Consider the following 21,296-nt stretch of genomic DNA (forward strand, 5'->3'; position numbering starts at 1 on the left):
AGAGGGATCTTGCTGGATCACTGCTACCGGTCCGCGAGGACCGGGGTCTGGGTCCTCCCCAGGAAGGGGAGGGGAGCGCGGCCGTCCACAGCGGACGCGATGGCGAGCAGGACGCCCGCACCGCCGGTGGTGAGGTCCATCGACATCCGGCGCAGCTGCACACCGGGGAACGCGAGCCCGCCGCCGAAGCGCACGGCGTGCCAGCCCAGTGCCCGCAGGTGCTGCCGGATCGAGCGCTCGTACCGCTCGTCCGGGCGGTGGCGCGTCGCGTGGGCGAGGGTGGCCAGCTGACCGGCCCTGCCCAGCGTCAACGCCGGTTGGATGACGAACTCGCTGGTACAGGCGTCGAGCAGGCCGGGGAGCTGCTCGACGCACGGGCGTTCCGGTGCGATGGCGGCGAGCTCGGTGAGCACGAGCGCGATGCCCGCACCGCCGATGCCGACGTAGGGCAGCGACCGGAAGTTGCCGTCCCGCACCTGCAGCGAACCGTCGAGCGCGACCATCGTCTCCGCCAGGTCGCGTTCGAGCGCCTGCTCGGCGAGGTCGAGCCAGCGGTGTTCGCCGGTGCGGTCGAACATCCGCAGGAAGAACAGCGCCGGACCGGACCAGCCGTGCAGCAGTCCCGCCCGCGCCTTGCCACCGGGACCCGGTGCGTCGGCGAGCTGCCGCGCGAGCCGTTCGGCCAGCACCTCGGCCTGCTCCGCGAAACCGTGGTCGTGCCGGGAGTCGGCGAAGTGCAGCAGGTTGAGCCCGATGCCGGACAGGCCGGCGCTCAGCCCGTGGTCCTGCGTGGTCGCGACGAGCGGCGCGTAGCTCTCGACCAGCTCGGCCGCGAGGTCGTGGTGGCCGAAGTTCTCCAGCACGTGGGCGATGCCGTGCGCGCCGACGTAGAACCCGGGCTGCTTGGGCGGTTCCCTGCGGACCGACGCGATCAGCCAGTCCTCGTGCTCGGGGTACCGGCCCTCGCCGCTCACGTCGAGCGCGTGCAGCACACCCGCCGCGCCGTAGGCGAACCCGGCTCCGCCGACCTCGAACTGCTCGATGTCGCCGGGGAACAGCCGGTCCTTCCGCTGCGGGGTGGCGCTGTGCAGGATCGCGGTCGCGATCTCCTTGCGCACCAGCGTCCAGTCCGGTTCCTCGTCGTCGAACGCGGTGAACGCCGGATCCGCCGGCGGGTCGACCCGCGGCCGGAGGACGTCGACGATGCCCCGGCAGTACTCGTCGTCGAGCCCGAAGCGGTCCCGCACCACCCGCACGTGCTGGTCGAGCTTCGCGGGTGAGAGCTCCAGGACCGCGTTGAGCGGCAGGAAGATCCACAGCTTGAGCGCGGCCAGCGGGTAGGCGTCGATGTCGAAGCCGTCGCGGTCGGCCGGTGCCTGGAAGCCGGGGGCCCCGAGCGTCGGCCGGTGCAGGTCCTCGATCGTCGACGACAGCTCGAAGTCGATCAGCGAGACCTCGTCGTCCTCGTCGACCAGGACGTTCATGGTGTGCAGGTCGCCGAAGACGACGCCGCGTTCGTGCACCCGCGCCACCAGGTCCTCGACCTTGCGCACGAGGGAGAGCGCGCGGTCCCGGTAGGCGGTGACCTTCTCGTCGCCGGCTTCCTTGTGCGTCAACGGGTAGTTCATCCCGAGCCACTGGCCGAGCGACCGGCCTGGCATGAACTCCATGGCGACGAACAGGTGCTCCCACTCGGTGAAGCGGTCGTACACCGCGGGAACGCCCCGCACGCCGGCGAGCCGGGTGAGCACCTCGTACTCGCGCTCCAGCCGTGCCACCGCGTCGCGCCCCTCGCGGTCGAGCCCGGCGTGCGGCCGCGCCTCCTTGAGGACGACCTCCCTGCCGTCGCTCTTGCGGGTCGCGAGGTACACGCCGCCACCGTTGGAGAAGTGCAGCGAGCTCTTGATCCGGTAGGGGAACTTCTCCGGGTCACCGGCGTTGCGCTCCGCGAGGTGCGGCGCCAGGAACTCCGGCAGCTCCACCCACTCCGGCAGGCTGAACACCGGCTTGCGCTGGTCGGCCACGAGCTCGCCGCCCGGCCCCTCGATCGCGAGCACCTGCTGCCCGTCGACCTCGAGCCACTGCTCGGAGAACCCGCCGTAGCGCACGTACAGCGGCCCCTTGCCGTAGCGCAGGTCGCTGAGGATGTACGCGCCGTGCTGCCCGTCGAGCACCGCGGCGAGCTCGGTCAGGACCTGCTCCAGCTGCTCCGTGCTCGTCGGGTAGATCGTGATGAGCTTGCCGCTGCCCTCACGGGGCGCGTACTTCGAGTTGCGCGCCAGCACGATCGAGACGGTCTGCAGGTACTTGAACGGGATCCGCCGCTCGACGCAGTAGTCGAAGGTCGCCTTGAGCACCGCGGTCGCGTTGTCCAGGCCGGCCGAGACGTGGATCTTCCACCCCTGCTTCGGCAGCTGCACCCCGTGCGGGTGCAGGTGCCGCCAGACGTTGCGCTCGGCCTGCACCCAGCCATCCGGAAGAGCGGGCAGCTGGTGCGCGAAGTCATCGCCCGGGAGGCCGCTTTCGGTGCTGCTCTGCAGATCGTAGAACCGTCGATCCGCGAAGCAGAACGCCTCGTATCTGAGATCCACCGAATTACCTCCCTCACTGTTTCGCAATTCCGTTGACGCCGCATATTCCCGCACATTTTCGAAGCTATGGCCAATCCGCCATTGGGGGCATATGGGTAACCCGTTCGTGTCCGAAAGACCCGGGGTTACCGGCGCGTATGTTGCTCAGAGTAAAGAGGTTTGGAGCCAGATCACCCGGTTGAGAGGTTTCTGATCGATGAGTCAGCTTCGCTTGCCGGGCACCTCGCTAAACGGCACCAGCGCGTTCTTTTAATTGCGAAGCGCTGACCTGCGGTATTCCACACGGTTCGCGACGTATAGTTAGGGGTGGGCAACGGTCGGACACGGCCCGTGTCCCTTGGGCTGTCCGGGTGAAGCCGAAAATCGCGACATATGCGCGTTTGATGCGGCCGAATGGCGGTAGGATTACCCCCGAAGGAACTCATTCGGAGTATGGGATTGGTCATCAGCTTTTTATGTGCCAATCATTGTCTTGCCACATGCAACCGCTGATCACGACACAATCTCAACTTTCGAGTGAATCTTTCTTTCCGGTGTAACGGAGCACCGGGTGCGTGCGGCACGGGACCACCCCCGGTGCGCGGGGTCTAGGCTTCCCTGGTGGGGAGCGCAGCGAGTCGCTGGCTGGTGCCGGCCGTCGTGGTGATCACCGGTGCGGCCGTCGCGGCCGGAATGGTGGGCAGGGCCGTGTACCTGCGCCCCGCGGAGGCCTCGGGAGAACCCGCCGTCGCCTCCTCCGCAGGGCAGCTGCCCGGATCGCCGGAGGTGCGGCTCAGCGCGGACTCGTTCACCCACCCCGACCGCCAGCAGGTGCAGTCGGTGCTGCAGCGGTACTTCGACGCCATCAACGCCCGCGACTTCCGGGCCTGGTCGGCCGCGGTGTCCTCCCGCCGCGCGTCCCAGGCGGTCGAGGAGACGTGGCGGGCCGCCTACGAGACCACCCGCGACGGCGGGGTGGTCGTGCAGCGCATCGAGTCCGACGTGGTCGGGCGGCGGGTGCGGGCGCTCATCTCGTTCGTGTCCACGCAGGACGTCGCCAAGGCCCCCGTCGCGTTGCCGGAGGGGTGCATCCGGTGGCGGGTCGTGTACGTGGTGGTGCGGGAGGGCGGGGAATGGCGGGTGGACGAGGCCCCGGAGAACCGGACGCCGCAGATGGAGCGGTGCTAGCGGCTCGTCGCCGACCTCCACCGTTCGAGGGTTCCCGCTGACTCGGCCGCCCGACGGCTCCCGCCGGCCCGGCAACACGTCCGCGAGTGCCACCGGCTCGCGCTTGCCCACCCACCGGCCGCCACTGGCCTAAGCCGAGAAACGGCAGCGCCCCGGTCGCCGAAGCGGACCGGGGCGCTGCGCACAGCGGGAACTAGACCGAGGTGAAGGCCAGTGCCACGTTGTGACCGCCGAAGCCGAACGAGTCGTTCACGGCGGCGTCGAGCTTGATCTTGCGGGGCTCACCGGCCACCACGTCCAGCGCGACCGCGGGGTCCAGGTTCTCCAGGTTCAGCGTCTGGGGAACGATGCCGTCGCGGATCGACAGGACGGTGATGATCGCCTCCACCGCGCCCGCCGCGCCCAGCAGGTGCCCGAGGGCGCCCTTCGGGGCGGTGAGGACCGGGTGGTCGCCGATGGCCTTGCGGACGGCCACGGTCTCCGCCACGTCGCCCACCGGGGTGGAGGTGGCGTGGCAGTTCACGTGACCGACGTCGGACGGGTCGATGCCGCCGGACCGCAGGGATGCGGCGATGGCACGCGACTGGCCGACGCCCTCGGGGTCGGGGGCGGTGATGTGGTAGCCGTCGGCGGAGGTGCCGATGCCCGCCAGGCGGCCGTAGATCTTGGCGCCGCGGGCCTCGGCGAACTCGCGCCGTTCCAGGACCATGACGCCCGCGCCCTCGCCGAGGACGAAGCCGTCGCGGGCCGTGTCGAACGGGCGCGAGGCCTTCTCCGGCTCGTCGTTGCGGGTGCTCATGGTGCGGGCCTGGGAGAAGCCGGCCACCGGGATGGCGGTGATGCAGGCTTCCGCGCCGCCCGCCACGACCACGTCGGCTTCGCCGGCCTTGATCATGCGGTAGGCCCAGGCGATGGCTTCCGCCCCGGACGCGCAGGCCGAGACCGGTGCGTGCACGCCCGCCTGCGCCTTGAGCTCCAGGCCCACGTGCGCGGCCGGGCCGTTCGGCATCAGCATCGGGACGGTCAGCGGCGACACCTTGCGCAGGCCGTGCTGCTCCAGGAGGTCGTCCTGGGTCAGGAGGGTGATCGCGCCGCCGATGCCCGTGCCGATGATGACGGCGAGGCGCTCGCGGTCGACGGTGTCGTCGTCGTGGCCCGCGTCGGCCCACGCCTGGCGCGAGGCGACGATGGCCACCTGCTCCGAACGGTCCAGGCGCCGCGCCTCGACGCGGGGCAGGACCTCGGTGGGGTCGACGACGAGCTGCGACGCGATCTTCACCGGCAGGTCGTACTTCTCGACCCAGTCGTGGGTCATGGGGCTGACCCCGGACCTGCCTGCCAGCAACGCGTCCCAGGTGGACGTCACGTCACCACCGAGCGGGGTGGTGGCACCCAGCCCGGTGATGACGACGTCGATGTTCGAACTCATGCGTTCTTGGTGATGTAATCCACCGCATCACCAACGGTCTTGAGGTTCGCCAGCTCGTCGTCCGGGATCTTCACACCGAACTTGTCCTCGGCCTGGACGGCGATCTCGACCATCGACAGCGAGTCGATGTCGAGGTCGTCCACGAAGGACTTGTCAGCGGTGACGTCGTCGGCGGCCACACCGGCGACCTCTTCGACGATCTCGGCAAGACCGGTCAGGACGTTGTCGCTCACTGAAGTTCCCTTTCGATTGACACACTCTGGAAAATCACGGGCACCGGACCACCTGTCCCGCGTAGGACAGTCCTGCGCCGAACCCGACCATCAGCACCACGTCTCCGCTGGAGATCTCGCCCGCCGACCGCATGTGGTCCAGTGCCATGGGGATCGAGGCCGAGGAGGTGTTACCGGATTCGACGATGTCTCGAGCGACCTTCAGGTCCTCGCGCGCACCATTCTTGCGCAGGCGCTTGGCGATCGCTTCGATGATCCTGAGGTTCGCCTGGTGCGGGACGAACACGTCCACGTCGGACAGTTCGACACCCGCCAGTTCGGCTGCGCGGATCGCCACCGGGGCGACCTGCGTCGTCGCCCACCGGAAGACCGCCTGGCCCTCCTGGTGGATGAACGAGTCGCGGTCGTCGATCCTGATGACCTCGGACATGGAACCGTCCGAGCCCCAGGCGACGGGGCCGATCTCGTTCGCGTCACCGGCGCCGACCACGACGGCACCCGCGCCGTCCGCGAAGATGATCGCGGTCGAGCGGTCGTCCTGGTGGGTCCAGTCGGTGAGCTTCTCCGCGCCGATGACGAGGATGTTGCGCACGGTGCCGGCGCGGACGATGTCCGCCGCGGTCGCGACGGCGTAGCAGAAGCCCGCGCACGCGGCGTTGAGGTCGAACGCGGCCGCTGCCTGGATGCCGATCCTCGTGGCGACCTGGGCGGCGGCGTTCGGGATGGTCGACGGCATGGTGCACGTCGCCACGATCACGCCGCCGATGTCCTCCGGCGTCAGGCCCGCGTCCTCGATCGCCTTGGTGCCCGCGATGACGGACATGTCGACGACGCCCTCGTCCTTCGCCGCGACCCGGCGGTTGGCGATGCCGACGCGCTCGCGGATCCACTCGTCGGAGGTGTCCATGCGCTGGGCGAGGTCGTGGTTGCTCACCACGGTCTCCGGCTGGTAGCTGCCGAGACCGAGGATGCGGCTGCCCGCGGCAGCCCGCGGGGCCTCGAAGGTCGTCACTGAGTCTCTCCCGCGGTGACGAAGAGCTCAGCGACCTTCTCCAGCTGGTCGGGCGTCTTCAGGGCGAGGGTGGCGGTGCCCTTCATCGCACGCTTGGCCAGACCCGTGAGCGCGCCGGCCGGCGGCAGCTCGACGGAACCGGTGACGCCCTTCTCGACGAGGGTGGCCTGGCAGACGTCCCAGCGCACCGGGCTGGTGACCTGGGACACCAGGCGGCGCAGCACCTCGGCGCCCTCGGTGACGACGGCGCCGTCCTTGTTGGACAGCAGCGGCAGCGACGGGTCCTGCGTGACGACTTCGGCGGCACGGGCGCGCACGGCCTCTTCGGCGGGCGCCATGTACCGGGTGTGGAACGCGCCCGCGACGGCCAGCTTGCGGACCTTCGACGTGCTCGGCGGGTTCTCCGCGAGCTCGTCCAGCGCGGTCCGCGGACCGGCGGCGACGATCTGGCCCGCGCCGTTGCGGTTGGCGGGCACGAGACCGAGCTCCTCCAGGCGGGCGAGGACCTCCGGCTCGTCGCCGCCGAGCACCGCGGCCATGCCGGTCGGCTCCAGCGCGCACGCCTCGGCCATCGCACGACCGCGCACGGCGGCCAAGGCGACGGCGTCGTCGGCGCTGATCACGCCGGCCATCGACGCGGCGGCCAGCTCGCCGACCGAGTGGCCCGCGACGACGACGTCGGCGGGCAGTTCGAGGCGGCGGCGCAGCTCACCGAACGCGAGCAGCGCGAGCGCCACGACCAGCGGCTGGGTGATGGCGGTGTCGACGATCTCCTCGGCCTCCGCGGTGGTGCCGAGCCGCACCAGGTCGAGACCGGTGAGGTCCGACCACGTCCGCACCTGCTTCTCCGCCCCCTCCAGTTCGAGCCAGGGGGTGAGCATGCCGGGCGTCTGGGACCCTTGGCCGGGCGCGAGGAGTGCGATCACGTCGATTACTAAAGCCGGTCGCCCCGCCGGCGCCCCATGCCGGAAAGGACGAAGTACGGCGATCGTATTTGTAGAGACCCTACAAAAGTGTCCTCGCGATGCGCCGGGCGTGACGTCACCGCAGCTCAGCGGGGTACCAGGTCGTTTGGCCCTCACTCCACCGGATGTGTGCGAACTCCGTCACAGGAGGCGGGCTACCACAGCCCCCGGGAGCGGGCAAGTCGCCCTACAGACAAAGCGACGCGAAGCACAAGTGCGTCTCGAGCGTCATGTGCATTTCTTCCCGTCATTTCCTGAACGCGCCGAAGGCGATATCTGACCGTGTTCGGGTGCACGAACAACCGTTTCGCGCACGTCTCCAGCACGCCGCCGACCTCCAGGAACGCGTCCACGGTCTCCAGCAGCGCACCGCCGGCGTCCTCCAGCGGCCGCGCCACCCGGTCGACCAGCTGCCACTCCGCCTCGGGATCGCCAGCCAGCGCGCGTTCGGGCAGCAGGTCGAGCGACCGCACCGGCCGGGGCGCCGCGGGCCAGCCGACTACCGCGCGCAACCCGCTCAGCGCGTCGCTGGCGCTGCGGTGCGCCTCGGACAGCGACGACACGGTCGGTCCCGCCACCACCGGGCCCTCGCCGAAGCCCTCGGCGATGCGGCCCAGCACGTCCTCACCGGTGTCGGTCGGCCCGCCGAGCACGACCACCAGCCGCGAGCCCTGCACGCTGAGCAGCACCGGGCGGCTCGCCCGCGCCGCCTTGCTGCGCACCGAGTAGACGATCGTCGGCGGGTCCTCCCCGCCGGGGTTGCCGACCAGCACGGTCGCCTCTGCCGCCGGGTCCCAGCCCAGCGCGGCGGCCCGCGACAGCAGCGACTCCTCCGGATCACCGCGCACGATGCCGTCCACGACCAGTGCCTCCAGCCGGGCGTCCCACGCACCGCGCGCCTCGGCCGCCGTCGCGTACGAGGTGGCGGCGGAGAACGCGATCTCCCGGCCGTACCGCAGCACGCCCTCCATCAGCAGCGCGCGCTCGGTCTCGTCGGCGGCCATCGCCGGCATCTGCTCCTCGAACAGCTCCAGCGCTATCCGGACCAGCTCGACGGTCTGGCGCAGGCTCACCCAGCGGGAGATGTCCTTGGGGGCGCTGCGGAACGCGTCCGCGGTCAGCCGGATCGCCTGCTGCCGGTCGTGCAGCCACTCGACGAACCCGGCCACGCCGTTCTGGATCAGCAGCAGCACGCTCGCCCGCTGGTCCGCCGGCATCCGCGCGAACCACGGCAGGCGCCGCTCCATCTCGGCGACGCTCGCGGTGGCGAGGTTGCCGGACGCGCGCTCGATCTTGCGCATCGTGCGCGGCGACAGGACCGGAGGGTGCACCTCCTCCTTCGTGTTCTCGGAAGTCGGGCTGCTGGTCATGTCCGCAGCCTATGCCGTGGCGGCGGACATCACCGGAACAGGTGACACAAACCCGTGGCGGCGCCTGAGCGGCCATACCTTCGGGCACCAGATGGTCTTCAGTTCGTCCGGCGCGGAGGTTTCGTCTTGCACAGGTACCCGGCACTCGCCCTCGGGGTCGTCGCGGTCATGGCCGTGGGCACGGCCGCGTCCGCCGACCCGCCCGACCCACTGGCCGAGCTCGTCGCCCAACCGGTGAAGTGGGCGCCGTGCACGGGAAAGCTGACCGAGCTGGAGTGCGCGACGCTCGTCGCGCCGCTCGACTACACCAAGCCGGGCGGCGACCGGATCAACCTGACGGTCAGCCGCAAGAGGGCCACGGCACCGGAGCGCCGCCGCGGTGTCCTGTTCACCAATCCGGGTGGACCTGGCGGGTCCGGGCTCGGCCTGCCGCAGTTCCTGGCCAAGTCCGACCTCGTGCAGGTCTACGACCTGATCGGCATCGACCCGCGCGGCGTCGGCGGCTCGACCGCGCTGAACTGCCGCACCGCGCCCGCGATCGCCGAGCCCGAGTCCCGGCCCGCGGACTCCGAGTTCGGCAAGTGGGCGGCCGAGGCGCGCGAGGCCGAGGAGGCCTGCCAGCGCTCCGCCGGCGGGATCAGGCAGTTCGTCAGCACCCCGAACACCGCGCGGGACATGGACCTCGTGCGCGCGGTGCTCGGCGAGCCGAAGATCAACTACCTGGGCTACTCCTACGGCACGTACCTGGGCGCGGTGTACGGGACGCTGTTCCCGGACCGGCTCGACCGCAGCGTCCTCGACAGCGCCGTGCATCCGGAGTGGATCTGGCACGAGCAGTTCCGCCAGCAGGCCGTGGCCTACCGGCGCGACGCCGAGGCGTGGGCGGCGTGGGTGGCGGAGCGCAACGAGAAGTTCGCGCTCGGCAAGTCCCCGGCCGAGGTGCTGGCCGCGGTGGAGTCGGTCGCCGCCAAGCTGCACGCCACGCCGGTCGAGGGCCACACGCGGTCGTCGTTCGACGGCGCCATGGGCGTCGGGTCCCGCTACCGTCCTCTGTGGACCGACCTGGCCGACATCGTGGCGAAGCTGAGGTCGGGCGACCAGCCCGCGAACGCCCAGGGCGCCCAGGCCGCCCAGCTGCTGGCCAGGACCGGGCTGCAGGAGCTGCGCTCCGGTGTGTTCGACACGGTGACCTGCGAGTCCGACTGGCCGACGGACCTGGACACCTACTACGAGGACATGCGCACGTTCCGCGAGCGCTACCCGTACGGCTACGGCATCATCCGCGCGGCACCGATGACCTGCACGTTCCGCTCGTTCACCCCGCCGGAGCCGCCGGTGCGGCTCGCGCGTGCGGGTTACCCGGTCGGCATCGTCGTGCAGGCGGAGGGCGACACGCAGACGCAGTACGCCGGCGGCCCGGCGATGGCGAGGCGGCTCGGGCACAACCTGATCACCGTCCTCGACGAGGGCAAGCACGGCCTCTACAACGGCGGCAACACCTGTGTCGACCGGAAGGTCAACCGGTACCTGATCGACGGCGCCCTGCCCGGCAGCAGCTCCGAGTGCCTGGGTGACCCGCGCCCGAACGTGCCGAAGGACGGCTCGGGAACCACGGCGGAGGCACCCGTGCTGTCGGCCGAGCACATCCAGCAGTACCTGGACGGCCGGGGCCTGAGCGCCCTCCCGTAGGAGACCCGGAAATGTGGAAGCGCCCGACACGGAGCGTGTCGGGCGCTTCCCTCTCCCCGGTCCCCACCGGTAGTTCCACTCTGGACTGTATTACGACAAAAATCCACGTCAGCCACCCTTTCGTGTCACAGTGTCGCTGTTGCTGAGTGGTCTGATCCGCGAAACGATCACCTGGTCGGAGCTTCACTCACCGCAACTTCGTTCTAGGAGGGCCCGTGGGCTCGCAAATCACCGAGGGCCTGGGCCAGGCGTGGGCGATGGTGGCCACGTTCGTGCCGAAGCTGCTCGGCTTCCTGCTCGTCCTGGTCATCGGCTGGTTCATCGCCAAGGCGCTCTCGAAGGGCGTGAGCTTCCTGCTGAAGCGCGTCGGCTTCGACAAGCTCGTGCAGCGCTCCGGCCTGACCGGTGCGCTGAAGCAGTCGTCCATGGACGCGACCGGCCTGATCGCCAAGATCGTGTACTACTTCGTGCTGCTGATCGCGCTGCAGCTGGCGTTCGGCGTCTTCGGCGCCTCGAACCCGGTCAGCACGCTGCTGAACGAGGTCATCGCGTACCTGCCGCGCATCGTCGTCGCGCTGGTGCTGGTGATCGTCGCGTCGGCGATCGGCACCGCCCTGCGCGGCCTCGTCACCGGTGCGCTGGGCCAGCGCTCGTACACCCGGCTGCTGGGCAACATCACCTACGGCTTCGTGATCGCGCTGGGCGTCATCGCCGCGCTCAACCAGCTCGGCATCGCCGTCTCGGTGACCATGCCGGTGCTCGTCGCCGTGCTCGCCACCGTGGCCGGTGTGGTCATCATCGGTGTCGGCGGCGGTCTGGTCCGCCCGATGCAGGCGCGCTGGGAGGGCTGGCTGAACCGCGTGCAGGAGGAGGCGCAGACCCGGTCGCCGATGCCGCGCGCGTCGCAGGAGGTGCCGGCGAACGTCAGCGGCCGGATGGGTGACGCCCCCACCCCGCCGTCGGGCACGCCGATGTCCGACCGGTAGTTCCCACCTGCTGGAAAGGGGCCTCGCGCAAACATCACGCGCGGGGCCCCTTCCTCGTGTTCTGACCGTTCTCCAGCTGTCGTCCAGCGCGCGGCCCGACGCTCGTCCCCACCCGAACTACCCGCTGCCGCGGTGGAGGACCCATGAAAGCTCTTGTGCTGTCCGGAGGTGCGGGGACGCGGATGCGCCCGGCCGGGTACCCGCTGCCGAGGCAACTGGTGCCCATCGCGAACAAACCGGTGCTGGAGTACGTGCTGGAGAACCTGCGCGACATCGGCATCACCGAGATCGGTGTCGTCGTCGGCGAGAACGGCAGCGAGATCATCGAGATGTTCGGCGACGGCGCCGTGCTGGGGGTCTCGCTCACCTACCTCGACCAGGACTTCGCGCTGGGCGTCGCGCACTGCGTGAAGATCGCCCGGCCGTTCCTCGGCGACGACGACTTCGTGCTGTACCTGGGGGACTACGTCCTCACCGACGGCATCGGGCAGATCGCCGACGAGTTCGCGCGGCTGCGGCCGTCCGCCCAGGTGCTCGTGGACAAGGTGGAGGACCCGCGCCTGTACGGCGTGGCGGAGGTCGACGAGAACTCGCGCGTGACGCGGCTGATCGAGCACCCGCGGGAGCCGCGCAGCGACCTCGCGATGATCGGCGTCTACTTCTTCACGCCCGCGATCCACGTCGCGATCGACTCGATCGAGCCGTCGTGGCGCGGCCAGTTCGAGATCACCGACGCCCTGCAGTGGCTCGTCACGCACGAGCGCGACGTGCGGGCGCGGATCTACTCCGGGTTCTGGAAGGACACCGGCAAGGTCGAGGACGTGCTGGAGTGCAACCGCGAGCTGCTGATGGGGCTGCGCGGCGACGTCCAGGGCATCGTCGACGACGAGTCGCGGCTGATCGGTGACGTCGTGGTGGAGGAGGGCGCGCGCGTGGTGCGGTCGTGCATCGTCGGGCCCGCGATCATCGGTCCCGGCACGCTGGTCGAGGAGTCGATCATCGGCCCGTACGTGTCGATCGGCGCGGACTGCCGGATCACCGAGTCCGGCGTGGCTGACTCGATCGTGCTCAGCGAGGCGTCGGTGCACAACGTGTCCGGCATCGAGACGTCGCTGATCGGGCGCCGCGCACGGGTCGGTTCGGCGGGCCGCCACCGGCTGGTCGTCGGTGACGGCGCACACGTGGACGTGGCCGCCGCCTGACCAGCCCACCCCTGCCTCTCCCGGCATCTGCAAGTACCACCAACTCAACATCAACCAGCACTTTTCTACTGCCAACAGCGCCGCCGGCCACCCGTGGACACAGGGCTGGTTCGTTAGACGACGAACAGGTTGGTGGTAGTCGGCGGCGATTTGATCATGTGTTGGTGGTACTTGCAGATGCTCTCGTCAAGGGGGTCAGCACAGCCAGTCGCGAAGGCGGTCGGCCTCCTGGCCGACCGCCTTCTGCCGGCTCTTCGGCATCCGGTCGAGGTAGTCGACGGTGACGCCGCGGTCCTTGCCGATCGACCAGGTGGCGACGACGTAGCCGTCGACGAGGACGGTGGGCTTGCCGCCGATGACGACGCCGAGCCGGTCGTCGGCGATGACCCTGCGGCGGTCGGCGTGGGCGAGCAGGATGTTGTCGAACTCGGGCAGGAACCGCACCGGCAGCTCGGTGTCCGCGCCGGGGCGTGGGGCGTCGGGCAGGTCGAAGAGCTCCTTGCCCGCTTCGGTGCGGAACGTCACGAGCTGTGGCCGCAGCTGGTCGAAGACCTCGCCGAGCCGGGTGGTTCCCGACCACTGCTGGGCGTCCATGACGGTCGCCGGACCGAACGCCCGCAGGTAGCGCAGGACCAGCTCGGTGCGCGGCACGGCCCGCTGCGGCTGCCCGAGCCAGTTCTCGACGGTCGTGCAGACCGCCCTCCCGCTGGTGTGCCAGAGGCCGCGGGGCGGGACCTGGACGAGGGCGAGCTTGTTGCGCAGGACGTTGCCCAGGACGGTGTGCTCGCGGTCGGGCCAGCGCGCCTGCAGCAGCTTGCCGGCGTCGGCGGTGCCCATGGCGGTGTCGTCGAGGATCTTACGGCCGGCCTCGGCGATCTCGTCGAAGTCGAGGCCCCGCAGCCGTTTCGCGAACGGGCCGCTCTGCAGCTCGCGGTCGAGCTTGAGCTGGGTGAGCGGGCGCAGTCCGAGCGCGTCCCGTGCGCTGACCAGGTGGATCGTGCCGCGCATGAGCAGCATGCGGACGGCCTGGCGACCGGTGAGCAGGTCTTCGAGCTCGGCGGGCCGGAAATCCTCGACCCTGCTCCACAGGCCGACGTAGGGCGACTTCGGTTCCTGCGCCTGGACGCCGAAGAGGTGCTCGATCGTGGCGAGCGCGCTCGTCTCGGCGCGCTCGCGCAGCAGCTGGCGTTCGATCAGTGCCCTGTTGAGCGCGTCCTGGCTCAAAGTCCCCATCGGGACAGGTTATGCCGGACGAAGGCGAATCCGGTGCCGTTCTCGCGTTCCCCGTCGTGGACGACGAGCAGGTTCAGCTTGCCGAGCACGACGTCGGCGCCGTCGGAGTGCTCGACGTCCTCGACCCGGAAGTCCTTGAGCGGCTTCATGTCGGCTTTGCGGTACACGACGAACCGGGAGTCGCCCTGGCTGGAGGCGAGCAGCACGTCACCGGCGATCGCGAGCCCCTCGGCGTCGGCTTCGAGCCACCTGCCGCCGAAGCCGGGGTCCGGGCCGTCGGCCACGCACTCCTCGGTCACCGGGTCGTACTTCTGCGGCGCGCCGAACGCGCGGACCCTGTCGACGAGCTGCGGCGTGCCGAAACCGTTGGCGCGCAACGGGATGCGCCAGATCCCGACGTCCTCCTGGGCTGCGTAGAGGGTGCCGGTGGCCTCGTCGACGACCATGCCCTCGACCTGCGGGCCCTCACCGGGCTCGCCGCAGACCGTCCAGCGCGTGCCGTCGGGCAGGGTGAAGGTGTCCGGCAGCTCCAGGGTGGACACCTTGCGGGTGTCGTACCGCGCGCCCTTGACGACGTGCAGCAGCGCGATGCTCGTCTCGTTGCGGCGGCTGGTGACGACGACGTCCGTGCCGTGCACCCGGCCCGCCGCGAGGCCGTAGGCGGTGTGCTGCTCCTCGACCTCGGCCTCGGTCTTCGCGAACACCGGCCTGGTCGCCGGGTCCGTGACGTCCCTCGCACCGCGTTCGTCCACTTGGAACACCCGGATGCGGTCGCGGCCCCGGTCGCTCACGAACGCGAGGTTCCCGAGCACGTCGACGTTGTTGTACCGGCCGGGCTTGGCCCCCGGCGCCGGCGGCAGCGGTGCCGGGCTCACGCCGATCGTGCGGCCGTTCAGGTCGAACGCCGCCAGGCCGCCTTCCTTGAGCGTGCCCAGCACCACACTGCGTTCCGGGTCGCGCGGGTTCACCCAGATGGCCGGGTCGTCCGCGTCGGCGGGCTCCTCGAACGTCCGGGTGACCACCGTCGGTGTGATGACGGGCGTCGCGGCCGGAGTGAGGAACAAAGGCACGAGCGCCAGTGCTAAGGAGGATGACATGGTGGCAAGGTAGGAAACACCGGTATACGGCGACTGAACCACGGGGGAACAAGCCGTGTGGTACGAGATGGGACTGACGATCTTCGGGCAGAAGATCGCGTACACCGAGCTGGTCGGGCAGGTGCTGGCACTCGCCGTCGTCTTCCTGGCGCAGCGCCGTTCACTCCTGACCTGGCCGGTTCAGCTCGTCTCGGTGGCGCTGCTGTTCACGGTCTACCTGTCCTCGCACCTGGGCGGGCTGGCCACGCGGCAGGTCGTCGTCGGGCTGATCGCGCTCTACGGCTGGTACGCGTGGGTGCGCCGGCGTGACCCGGTGTTCGGCGTCGTGGTGCGCAAGGGCTCCTGGCTCGAACGCGGTGTCGTCGCCGGCGTCTTCGTCGTGGGCACGGTCGCATTCGCGCTGCTCCTGGACGCGCTGGACGCCTCGTGGGCGCCGTGGCCGGACGCCGCGATCTTCGTCGGCACCGTGCTCGCGTTCGCGCTGCAGGGGCTGGGGCTGGTGGAGTTCTGGCTGGTGTGGCTGGTGGTCGACGCGGTCGGCGTGCCGCTGCAGATCCAGTCGGGCCTGTACTTCAGCGCGTTCGTCTACGTGATCTTCGCGGGCCTGGTGGTCCACGGTTTCATCGACTGGAACCGCACCGCCCGCCGGTTGACACAGGCGGCAAAGTCTCCCCTATGAGGGGACTGATCGCGTTACTCGCCGCACTGTCGTTGCTGGTCACCGTCCCGGTCACCGCCGCGGCGGCTCCTGAGCCGCGCACCGGGTTCGAGCTCACCGGCAGGTGGACCACCGAGTCAGAGGAACAGGCCTACCTGCGCTCGCTGGGCCTGCCGCTCACCCGGATCGGCACCACCCTGCAGGGCCGTCCCGTGCAGCTCGTGCGGGTCGGCCCCGCCTCGGCCCGCACCGTGGTGCTGTTCATCTGCTCCCAGCACGGCGACGAGCCGGCGGGCCGCGAGGCGTGCCTCATCCGCATGCGCTCCCTGCCGCGCACCGGCCCGGTGACCTACCTGTTCGTCCCGAACGCCAACCCCGACGGCCGCGCCCTCGACACGCGGGGCAACTCCTCCGGCATCGACGTCAACCGCGACCACCTGCTGCTGCGCACCGCCGAGGCCCGCGCGATGGCCGCCGTGATCCGCGACTTCCAGCCCGACGTCATCCACGACCTGCACGAGTTCGGCCCGACCGCGCCGTACTACGTGAAGGACGTCCTCTGGCTGTGGCCGCGCAACCTCAACGTCGCCCCCGGCGTGCACGACCTGTCCGAGACGCTGTCCCGCTCGTACGTCCGCCCGTCGGTCGAGGCAGCCGGCCGCACCTCCGGTGTCTACGGCATCTACGTCGACCCGGTGACCGGTGAGCCGATCCGCCAGGTCGCGGGCGACGGCCAGGAACGCATCCTGCGCAACACCGGCGGCCTCAAGCACGGCATGGGCCTGCTCGTCGAGACGAACGCCGACGGCACCCCGGCGTTCCGCGTCGACTCGCACCTGAAGGCCCTCGACGGCACCCGGTCGTTCGTCCGCGAGAACCGCTCGGCCATCGAGTCCGCCAACGCCGCCTCGCGTGCCGTGCGGTCCGGGCCGGTGTACTTCGGCGGCGCCGACAACCAGGCCCCGGACCCCTCGGACGTGCTGGCCACCCCGCCGTGCGGCTACGTCGTGACCGGCGCCCAGTACTCGGAGTACCGCGACGAGCTCGAGCTGCACGGCATCAAGTCGCAGTACCTGCGCGGCGGCGACCGCATCGTGCCGCTGAAGCAGGAGGCCCGCGCGCTCATCCCGTTGCTCCTCGACGCCCGCGCCGACCAGCCCCTGTTCGCCGCCCAGCCCGTCGCCCAGTGCCAGTAGCTCGCTGACCAGCGGTTACTCACCCTGTTGCAAAAGACGTTTGCGGACGTCCGCAAACGTCTTTTGCAACAGGGGACGTGCCGGTGAACTGATATATCGGTCGCGAGCTACTGCTGCGTCGTGGTCGGATGCCCGTCGTGCGAGTCGAGCAGTACAGCTACTTCGCCCTCACGAGCGACACCGTGCCCGCCGCCGAGATCACCCGGCGGCTGGGCCTGGAACCGGATGAGGTGTTCGTCCGCGACAGCGAACAACCCGAGCACGACCTCCCGCGGCGCCACGTGTGGAAGCTCGTCCACCGAGGCCCCGAACGCCTCGACGAGCAGGTCCAACGCCTCGTCGACCGCCTGCTCCCGGTCCGTGACGAGCTCGTCGAGCTCACCGCGGTATCCGATATATCAGCGAGCTTCGTCTTGGTGCGGCACGACGGCGACGGCGGGCCGTTGCGCGAGCTCACCACCGACCTGACGGCGAGCGCGGAGCAAAACCTCGCCGAGCACGCCTGCCACCTCCACCGCCACCTGCCGGGCGCGACCGTGACGCGAACCGGCGACCTCCTCGTCGCCGACAGCGGCCTGGCCGACGACACGTTCAACATCGTCGCCACCGCCCGCTTCACCCCGGTCACCGCCGCCACCCGCGTCGCGGAGACGGTGGCGGCGCTGAAGGCGACCGGCCGCCCGTTCTCCTGGTGGGTCGGCCCCGCCACCACGCCACCCGATCTCGCCACCCTGCTCACCCAGGCCGGTCTGACCGCGGCCGAGACCGAGGCGGCGATGTGGGCGGAACTGCCGGACGACCTCCCCGAACCCCACGCCGACGGCCTCGACCTCCGCCGCGTCACCACCGAGGCCGAGCTCGCCGACTACGCCACCGTCCTGGCCGCCAACTGGACCCCGCCCGCCGCCACGGTCCGCGAGTTCTACGCCGCCACCGCCGCGCACGCGTTGCGCAGCCAGGCCCGCTACCTGGTCGGCTACGTCGGCGGCCGGGCGGTCTGCACCGCGGAGGTGTTCCTGCACGCGGGCGTCGCCGGCATCTACAACATCGCCACCCTCGCCACGGACCGCCGCCGCGGCTATGGCGGCGCGATCACGCTGGCCGCCTTGCACACCGCACGCGCCGAGGGGTACCGCATCGCCGTCTTGCAGGCGTCGGAGGAAGGCGAGCCGGTCTACCGCCGACTCGGGTTCACGGTCGCGGGCCGGTTCACCGAGTACGCCGTCGACGGAGGCGGGGACGCCGGCCGCTGAGCGGCCCGTGGATCTCCAGCCGCACCCGTTCGCGGTGATCGTGTGGGCGGGGACGGCTCCGGTCGCCACGGTCGCGCTGAAACGGCCGGAGGGCCGTTCCACGCGAAGTGGAACGGCCCTCCGGAGGACGAAGACCTACGCGAGACCCGCGTCCGACGTGGACGGCCCCGCCGCCTGCACATCGTCGATCTTGTACTTGCGCGCCGCCTCGACGACCTTCGACCGCTCCACCTCACCGCGCTTGGCCAGCGCCGCCAGCGTCGCGACGACGACCGACTCCGCGTCCACCAGGAAGTGGCGGCGGGCGGCCGGGCGGGTGTCGGAGAAGCCGAAGCCGTCCGTGCCCAGCGTCGTCATGTCGGTCGGCACGTACGGGCGGATCAGGTCCGGGATCGCCGACGCCCAGTCGGACACGGCGACCACGGGGCCCTGCACGTCCTTCAGCACCTGCGTCACGTACGGCACGCGCGGCTCGGCGTCCACGTGCAGCAGGTTGTGGCGGTCGGTCTCCACGGCCTCGCGGCGCAGCTCCGAGTACGACGTGGCGGACCACACGTCCGCGGAGACGCCCCAGTCGTCGGACAGCATCTGCTGGGCCTTGAGCGCCCACGGCAGGCCCACACCGGAGCCGAGGATCTGCGCGCGCGGACCGGGCGTCGCCGGGCCGTCCTGGTACTTGTAGAGGCCCCGCAGCAGGCCCTCCACGTCCAGGCCCTCCGGCTCGGCCGGCTGCACGTACGGCTCGTTGTAGACCGTCATGTAGTAGAAGATGTTCTCGGCGTTCTCGCCGTACATCCTGCGCAGACCGTCCTTGACGATGTGCGCCACCTCGAACGACCACGCCGGGTCGTACGCGATCACGGCCGGGTTCGTGTGCGCCAGCAGCAGCGAGTGGCCGTCGGCGTGCTGCAGGCCCTCACCGGTCAGCGTCGTGCGGCCCGCGGTGGCACCGAGCACGAAGCCGCGCGCCATCTGGTCCGCCGCCGCCCACAGGCCGTCACCGGTGCGCTGGAAGCCGAACATCGAGTAGAAGATGTAGATCGGGATCATCGGCTCGCCCTGCGTGGCGTAGGACGTGCCGACCGCCGTGAACGACGCCGTGGAACCCGCCTCGTTGATGCCCTCGTGCAGGATCTGGCCCTGCTCGGACTCCTTGTAGGCGAGCATCAGGTTGGCGTCCACCGAGGTGTACGCCTGGCCGTTCGGGTTGTAGATCTTCTGCGTCGGGAACATGGAGTCCATGCCGAACGTTCGTGCCTCGTCCGGGATGATCGGCACGATGCGCGGGCCGATCTCCGGGTCCTTCGCGAGGTCGCGGACGAGCCGGACGAACGCCATCGTCGTGGCGACCTCCTGCTTGCCGGAACCGCGGCGCACGCCCTCGTAGACCTTGTCGCCCGGCAGCACCAGCGCCTTGGACTTCGTGCGGCGCTCCGGCACGAACCCGCCCAGCTGACGGCGGCGTTCCTGCATGTACTGGATCTCCGGCGAGTCCTGCCCGGGGTGGTAGTACGGCGGCAGGTACGGGTCGGCCTCGAGCTGCTCGTCCGTGATCGGGATGCGCAGGCTGTCGCGGAAGCCCTTCAGGTCCTGCAGGGTCATCTTCTTCATCTGGTGCGTCGCGTTGCGGGCCGCGAAGTGCGGGCCGAGCGAGTAGCCCTTGATGGTCTTGGCGAGGATCACGGTCGGCTGGCCGACGGTCTCGGTCGCCGCCTTGTACGCCGCGTAGACCTTGCGGTAGTCGTGACCGCCGCGCTTGAGGTTCCACACCTCGTCGTCGCTCATGGCGTCGACGAGGGCCTTCGTGCGCGGGTCGCGGCCGAAGAAGTGCTCCTTGACGTACGCGCCGTCGTTCGCCTTGTAGGTCTGGTAGTCGCCGTCGGGCGTGTTGTTCATCAGGTTCACGAGCGCGCCGTCGCGGTCCGCGTGCAGCAGCGCGTCCCACTCGCGGCCCCACACGACCTTGATGACGTTCCAACCGGCACCGCGGAAGAACGACTCCAGCTCCTGGATGATCTTGCCGTTGCCGCGCACCGGGCCGTCGAGGCGCTGCAGGTTGCAGTTGACCACGAACGTCAGGTTGTCGAGCTGCTCGTTCGCCGCCAGCTGCAGCAGGCCGCGCGACTCCGGCTCGTCCATCTCGCCGTCGCCGAGGAACGCCCACACGTGCTGGTCGGAGGTGTCCTTGAAGCCGCGGTCGTGCAGGTAGCGGTTGAACCGCGCCTGGTAGATCGCGTTCATCGGGCCGATGCCCATCGAGACCGTGGGGAACTCCCAGAAGTCCGGCATCAGCCGCGGGTGCGGGTACGACGGCAGGCCGCCACCGGGACCGGCGTGCGAGTACTCCTGGCGGAAGCCGTCGAGCTGGTGCTCGGACAGGCGCCCCTCCAGGTACGCGCGGGCGTAGACGCCGGGGGAGGCGTGACCCTGGATGAAGATCTGGTCGCCGCCACCGGGGTGGTTCTTGCCGCGGAAGAAGTGGTTGAAGCCGACCTCGTAGAGCGACGCGCTGGACGCGTACGTCGAGATGTGGCCACCGACACCCACGCCGGGTCGCTGCGCGCGGTGCACGGTCATCGCGGCGTTCCAGCGGATCCACGCGCGGTAACGGCGCTCCACCTCCTCGTCACCGGGGAACCACGGCTCCCGCTCGGTGGGGATGGTGTTGACGTAGTCGGTGCTGATCAGCGAGGGCATGCCGACCTGGTTCTCGCCCGCGCGCTCCAGCAGCCGCAGCATCAGGTACCGAGCGCGTTGCTGTCCGCCACCCTTGAGGACCTCGTCGAACGACTCGAGCCACTCGGCCGTCTCTTCGGGGTCGATGTCCGGCAGGTGCGCTGCCAGGCCGTCGCGAATGACACGTACCCGCTCGGGGCCTGTGTTCTGCGGGCTCAAGGTGTCTCCTCGGCTTCGTTGGCGGTACACGCGCTGGCCCGGAAAACCGTGCCACGCGCTCCTATCGTTGTCCTTGCGCGACGACTTCGTCACCGCTACTGATCGGTAGTTCTGGATCGTGTCGCTCACGCGCGCGCGATAAGAGGTATGTAGAGCATGCCTGGTGCCAGTCTAAGCACCTTCACAGGGGTCCCCCACACGGCGTGTCACGTGGTCAACAGTTGCGCCGGGGGTAGCCGACAGTGTTCGCTGTCCCGTGTAGTGGACCATCCGGCGACAGTCTTCACGGGCTGTCGCCCTTGCGTAGTTGGAGGAGTGAA

At 70.1% G+C, this 21,296-nt stretch carries 16 protein-coding genes; 7 read left to right on the forward strand and 9 right to left on the reverse strand.

Going from position 1 to position 21,296, the window contains the following annotated elements; translation table 11 throughout:
- Positions 1-23: 23 nt before the first annotated feature.
- Complete coding sequence (gene lanKC, locus ACZ7CH_RS33805; RefSeq protein WP_470375791.1) at positions 24-2,591, reverse strand: class III lanthionine synthetase LanKC; 2,568 nt, start codon at positions 2,589-2,591, stop codon at positions 24-26.
- A gap of 600 nt (positions 2,592-3,191) precedes the next feature.
- Here lanKC and ACZ7CH_RS33810 point away from each other — a divergent pair.
- Positions 3,192-3,758, forward strand: coding sequence for a hypothetical protein (locus tag ACZ7CH_RS33810; RefSeq protein ID WP_360397243.1), 567 nt, complete (start codon positions 3,192-3,194; stop codon positions 3,756-3,758).
- 193 nt (positions 3,759-3,951) lie between these two features.
- Here the strand turns inward: ACZ7CH_RS33810 and ACZ7CH_RS33815 are convergent, their stop codons facing one another.
- The 5 genes from ACZ7CH_RS33815 to ACZ7CH_RS33835 all read right to left on the reverse strand — a co-directional run bounded on the left by ACZ7CH_RS33815 (position 3,952) and on the right by ACZ7CH_RS33835 (position 8,767).
- Positions 3,952-5,187, reverse strand: coding sequence for a beta-ketoacyl-[acyl-carrier-protein] synthase family protein (locus tag ACZ7CH_RS33815; protein ID WP_470375792.1), 1,236 nt, complete (start codon positions 5,185-5,187; stop codon positions 3,952-3,954).
- The gene (locus ACZ7CH_RS33820; protein ID WP_360397247.1) at positions 5,184-5,420 is read right to left on the reverse strand and encodes an acyl carrier protein; all 237 of its coding nucleotides are present in this window, start codon (positions 5,418-5,420) and stop codon (positions 5,184-5,186) included. Before ACZ7CH_RS33820 ends, ACZ7CH_RS33815 begins: the two co-directional genes overlap by 4 nt.
- A gap of 34 nt (positions 5,421-5,454) precedes the next feature.
- Positions 5,455-6,432 carry a beta-ketoacyl-ACP synthase III gene (locus ACZ7CH_RS33825; RefSeq protein ID WP_360397249.1) on the reverse strand — a complete coding sequence of 326 codons (978 nt, stop codon included), beginning with the start codon at positions 6,430-6,432 and terminating at the stop codon, positions 5,455-5,457.
- Positions 6,429-7,358 (reverse strand): ACP S-malonyltransferase, encoded by a 930-nt coding sequence (locus ACZ7CH_RS33830; RefSeq protein WP_360397251.1) that lies wholly within the window; start codon positions 7,356-7,358, stop codon positions 6,429-6,431. Before ACZ7CH_RS33830 ends, ACZ7CH_RS33825 begins: the two co-directional genes overlap by 4 nt.
- A 194-nt stretch (positions 7,359-7,552) precedes the next feature.
- Positions 7,553-8,767, reverse strand: a complete 1,215-nt coding sequence (locus ACZ7CH_RS33835; protein WP_360397253.1) for a PucR family transcriptional regulator — start codon at positions 8,765-8,767, stop codon at positions 7,553-7,555.
- A gap of 126 nt (positions 8,768-8,893) precedes the next feature.
- Between ACZ7CH_RS33835 and ACZ7CH_RS33840 the strand changes: the two genes are divergently transcribed.
- The 3 genes from ACZ7CH_RS33840 (at position 8,894) to ACZ7CH_RS33850 (ending at position 12,644) form a co-directional block, all read left to right on the forward strand.
- Positions 8,894-10,456: an alpha/beta hydrolase gene (locus ACZ7CH_RS33840; RefSeq protein WP_360397255.1), complete on the forward strand. Its 1,563-nt coding sequence runs from the start codon at positions 8,894-8,896 to the stop codon at positions 10,454-10,456.
- A 215-nt stretch (positions 10,457-10,671) separates the two neighbouring features.
- A complete protein-coding gene (locus tag ACZ7CH_RS33845; protein WP_360397257.1) occupies positions 10,672-11,442 on the forward strand; it encodes a mechanosensitive ion channel family protein in 771 nt (256 codons plus the stop codon).
- A 143-nt stretch (positions 11,443-11,585) separates the two neighbouring features.
- On the forward strand, positions 11,586-12,644 hold the full coding sequence (locus ACZ7CH_RS33850; protein WP_360397259.1) for a glucose-1-phosphate thymidylyltransferase: 1,059 nt from the start codon (positions 11,586-11,588) through the stop codon (positions 12,642-12,644).
- 195 nt (positions 12,645-12,839) lie between these two features.
- Here the strand turns inward: ACZ7CH_RS33850 and ACZ7CH_RS33855 are convergent, their stop codons facing one another.
- A complete protein-coding gene (locus tag ACZ7CH_RS33855) occupies positions 12,840-13,877 on the reverse strand; it encodes a winged helix DNA-binding domain-containing protein (RefSeq protein WP_470371846.1) in 1,038 nt (345 codons plus the stop codon).
- Positions 13,865-14,974 (reverse strand): phytase, encoded by a 1,110-nt coding sequence (locus ACZ7CH_RS33860; protein ID WP_470371845.1) that lies wholly within the window; start codon positions 14,972-14,974, stop codon positions 13,865-13,867. The genes ACZ7CH_RS33855 and ACZ7CH_RS33860 overlap by 13 nt, the downstream gene beginning before the upstream one ends.
- 67 nt (positions 14,975-15,041) lie before the next feature.
- Here ACZ7CH_RS33860 and pnuC point away from each other — a divergent pair, with 67 nt between their 5' ends.
- The 3 genes from pnuC (at position 15,042) to ACZ7CH_RS33875 (ending at position 18,081) form a co-directional block, all read left to right on the forward strand.
- On the forward strand, positions 15,042-15,653 hold the full coding sequence (gene pnuC, locus ACZ7CH_RS33865; RefSeq protein ID WP_360397452.1) for a nicotinamide riboside transporter PnuC: 612 nt from the start codon (positions 15,042-15,044) through the stop codon (positions 15,651-15,653).
- The gene (locus ACZ7CH_RS33870) at positions 15,650-16,828 is read left to right on the forward strand and encodes a M14 family zinc carboxypeptidase (protein ID WP_470371844.1); all 1,179 of its coding nucleotides are present in this window, start codon (positions 15,650-15,652) and stop codon (positions 16,826-16,828) included. The genes pnuC and ACZ7CH_RS33870 overlap by 4 nt, the downstream gene beginning before the upstream one ends.
- Before the next feature lie 128 nt (positions 16,829-16,956).
- Entirely contained in the window at positions 16,957-18,081 is a 1,125-nt protein-coding gene (locus ACZ7CH_RS33875) for a GNAT family N-acetyltransferase (RefSeq protein ID WP_470375793.1), read from the forward strand.
- A 135-nt stretch (positions 18,082-18,216) separates the two neighbouring features.
- Here ACZ7CH_RS33875 and aceE read toward each other — a convergent pair whose 3' ends face one another.
- Complete coding sequence (gene aceE / locus ACZ7CH_RS33880; protein ID WP_470375794.1) at positions 18,217-20,976, reverse strand: pyruvate dehydrogenase (acetyl-transferring), homodimeric type; 2,760 nt, start codon at positions 20,974-20,976, stop codon at positions 18,217-18,219.
- Between the last annotated feature and the right edge of the window lie 320 nt (positions 20,977-21,296).

This window comes from Lentzea sp. NPDC037011, from assembly GCF_055607425.1.